Here is a 3,631-nt window from a genome sequence, read left to right as displayed (position 1 = left end):
TTGTGCCGCAAACATTTTCTCTTTGAGGCTTGCCATAGCTTCTTTTCTATGAGCAATATTAGCGTCTTCGCCGCCACGAACAGACTCTGGAATCCCAAGTATGCTACAGATGTCTGGCCATCTTTTTTCAAAGGCCTTGTCTGTAGGGACATACATCCCCATGAATGCCATCAAGGTCTTGATGTTGTGTGAGTCTAACGTTATAGCCGTCTCATCACCATTGAGGTTCAACGCAAAGTTTCCAATTTTATCTCCGAGCTTCTCGCTTGCAACTGTTTTCCCGTTGGCCCTTCTTTGCGCCAAGTCTTTGTTCATTTTGGTGAAATTCACCGTGCCGTCACCCCTTGTATAGTTCTGAACAAGATTATTCATCTTGAGCAGGTTGACACCAATGCTTCTCGCTCTTGCCGCATTCCCGTAGCTAAGATCAACGCCGCTTCTGCTCTCCCCATCGTTCGTCATAAGATCTTGAATGATCTTTGGGTCAATAAACATTTCTCCGCCAGCAGCTCTGTATTTTGCGGAATGATACATGACGTCAAATGCCATGCGCATATTTGTTGCAGCATTAGCTCCTTGAGACGTACACGCCTTAATAATGTTGTATGCAATTCCAAGCTCAGACTTACTTCCAGGCATGGTTACTGTTTTAGACATTTCTTCGATGTCTTCGTTAGTAGCCTTGTCATTGTTTTTGAAGAAGTCAACTGGGTCTAATTCACCAAAAACACGAGCTCTTTCTTCTGGGTTTGAATACGCTGCTTTATAAACGTCATAAAGCATGTCGGTAGACGCCTGAACATATTCTTCTGGAGTCATGCGCTCTGCGTCTATGCCCATTTCCGTCCTGACATACTCGCTCAACAGAAGCATTTTAGCTCGCTGACCCTTAACGTGTACGCCGAAGTTTTCTTCAAGATCTTTTACAAGAGACTTGTTTTCTTCAACGCTTCCGTCAGTGTTTCTTATGGCTTTTTCGAGTGCGATCGAAGCTCTACCTTCTGGGGTGTCTGGTTCATAAACGAAAGTCTTCCCATCTCTCTTTGCGATCTGCTCAATCATCTCACGAGACTTCATATCTATGTCTCTCGCAATCTTCATTATTGCTGGGCGGCTTGGAGAGTTTTCAGGCGAAGATTTGAGCCTTGTCTCAAGCATTCTCATTTTTCCGAGCATCCGCTTAGCGATAAGAGAATTTATAACCCCTTGAGCTTCAGCTTGTTTTACTCGATTCTGCATGTTGGACACAATATCACTCTTGTCAAGAGCCGCCGACTTGCGTCCATAGTTTTTTATTCTGTCTACATCAATAGCCCTTCCATCGGAATCTTCAAAAGAAAATATATCCGTAGATCTGCCCATGTCTGTGGCTTTCTTCCACCAGTTAATGAAGTGCCACTGGTCTCTAAACGTTTGAACTCTCTCACTACTTCCAATGTCTTTTCTGTCTCCGTCTTTCCACATATATATTGATTTCCAATACTTTATGGTTACGGTTCCGTCGTCATTCTTCTTCACCATTGTTGGTGAAATAGTCGCTGAAGCACGAGATTTTGATTGCTCGGAAACGGGCTTTGCTACAATGTTTATAGACCCATTTCTAGCCGCTTTAAATGCGGCTGCAGTTCTAATCAAGTCGTCAACTCCGTTCACATAGAACTTCTTGCCAAGCTTCCCATATGCTGACGCAAGCACATTGTTGTACATAAGCCTTGCCTGATCTAAGAAGCTAAGCCTCACGCCTTGGTCTCCAGAGAGTGCCGACATAAATTCGGCGTACACCTCTCCTCGAACAGAACGCGAATCTTCACCCATCTTTTTATAGGTAGCCTCTTTTGACATGAGTCTCTCCATGAGACCCTCGTCATTTTTGGCCATCTCGAAGATCTTCTTTACAACCTGCTCTTGATCTGCGTCAGAAAGCTGTTGGAAAGCTGGCTCTATAACACCGTGTTTAACTTCTTCAAGAAGCGTTTCTTGGAAGCTTTTAGTTCTCTTAAATCCTTGCTCGGTCTCTTGCCCAGCGTTTATTTTAATCTGCTCTGGAGAAAGATGAACTTCCCCGTTAACAAACATGCCTCCAATTCCCTGTCGTCCAAGAGCTCTAGTTGACGAGGCGGCGTCTTCATACAACACCAGCTTCACTGGACGTCCAAGAACAGAGCTCATGAGCTTCATGAGGTTGTTTACCGCCTTGGCTTCTGCCGTTGACAATCCAGCTACTCCAGCTCTAACGCCGTAAGAGCCGTCCTCCGCTGGATTTACTGTAACGCTTTTTACGGGCCCGCTCTCTGTATTTTCTTGTGTAGACTGCTCTTTTATTTCTTTAGTTTTTGTCTCTGGTTTGAGGGCGTCTTCCACAATCTGATCCACAGAAGCGGCGAGTTCTGTAGCTCTGTTAGAATAGTCATCGGCAGTTATAGAGTTTCCGTCAGCATCTTGATACGTGTCTGAAGGCATCAACCCAAACTTCTTTACGTTCCCGTCTTTATCTTTTATAGCGGAGAAGTAGTCAGTCTGGCCTTCGGCGCTGTTTACGCCACCATCAAATAGGTTTATAGATCCGTCACCCTGAACAAGTCCGTCCTTATGAGCGACGCTTTCTTGGCCAAGGTCTCGCGCAAACTCTGCCGCTTGCTCACGGGTCATGCCTTCCACGAGGAAGCTGTTCTCTCCGTTTCCGTATCTGCCTACAATTTTATGATACTTTAGACCCCTTTCTTTAAGCCATGCCTCAGCCTTTTTGTTGAACGCCTTGTTTGCTTTTTCTCCTACAGCTCTAGCGTTGGGGTTCTCACCCGTGAGCATGGCGAAGTTGTCACTTTCAAAAATAGATTGAAGGTCCTCATCGGAAAGGGAAGAGTTTTCAAGGTCTTCAATGGCCTTATCGACCCACTCAACCATGGCTCTGTCCTGAATCTCCCTGTTAAGCTGCATGAGATCCCCAACGTTTCCTGACCTCACCTGAACTGGGTCTACACCAAGAGCCCCAGCGAGGGCGTCTTCTGCAGCCGTAAGGTCGTTTACGGCGGCGTCAAGATCATCAAAATTCGCAAGCTCTGTAGCTGCCGCTTCAGACTCTTCTCGAACTCTTGTTCTTGCGGCCTCTACCTCGCCCATCATCTTTAAGACATCTTTACGCTTTTCTTTAAGCTCAGACAATCTCTTCTGCGCCTCTGCGTAAGCCTCTGTATTTGTGTCACTACCTTCTAGGACCAGCTGTCCGTAGTCGAGGTCTAGAGACTGCTCAGCAAGAGCAATCTCTGCGTCGAGAGCACGAACAGCATCCCTAGTTCTTCTGTCAGAAAGGGCGGTTCTTTCTTCTACAGACAACTCAAGAGATTCGTCTTTAAATGACTGCTCAATCTTAACACGATCTCTAACCTTGTCTTCCAGAATTTTTTCAAAAGACTCTTTGTTTTCATCGGTGAGACCACCTTTCTTAATTCTCGCTCTAAGCTGTTCTATCTCTATGTCCAGCTTTTGAATTGCGTCGAGAGCTTCTGGGTGTCTGACAGAAAGCATCTCGTAAAAAGGAATTCTTGCTTTGGCCGCACCATCAATCTCTGCGTTAAGCCTTTGAATTTCTTTCTTTATAGAGTTTCTAGACACTGGGTTTTTTTCGGCTCTA

General features: G+C 45.5%; 1 protein-coding gene. It reads right to left on the bottom strand.

Translation table 11 applies throughout. From position 1 onward, the window contains the following. Positions 1 to 3,631 (bottom strand): DUF3293 domain-containing protein (locus EBR25_12760; GenBank protein NBW41855.1); only part of this gene is annotated, 3,631 nt, incomplete at both ends.

It is taken from the genome of bacterium, from assembly GCA_009926305.1.
Taxonomy (GTDB): domain Bacteria; phylum Bdellovibrionota_C; class UBA2361; order UBA2361; family RFPC01; genus RFPC01.
The sequence above is the reverse complement of the archived record's forward strand: the minus strand, read 5'-3'. Positions and strand labels throughout refer to the sequence as shown.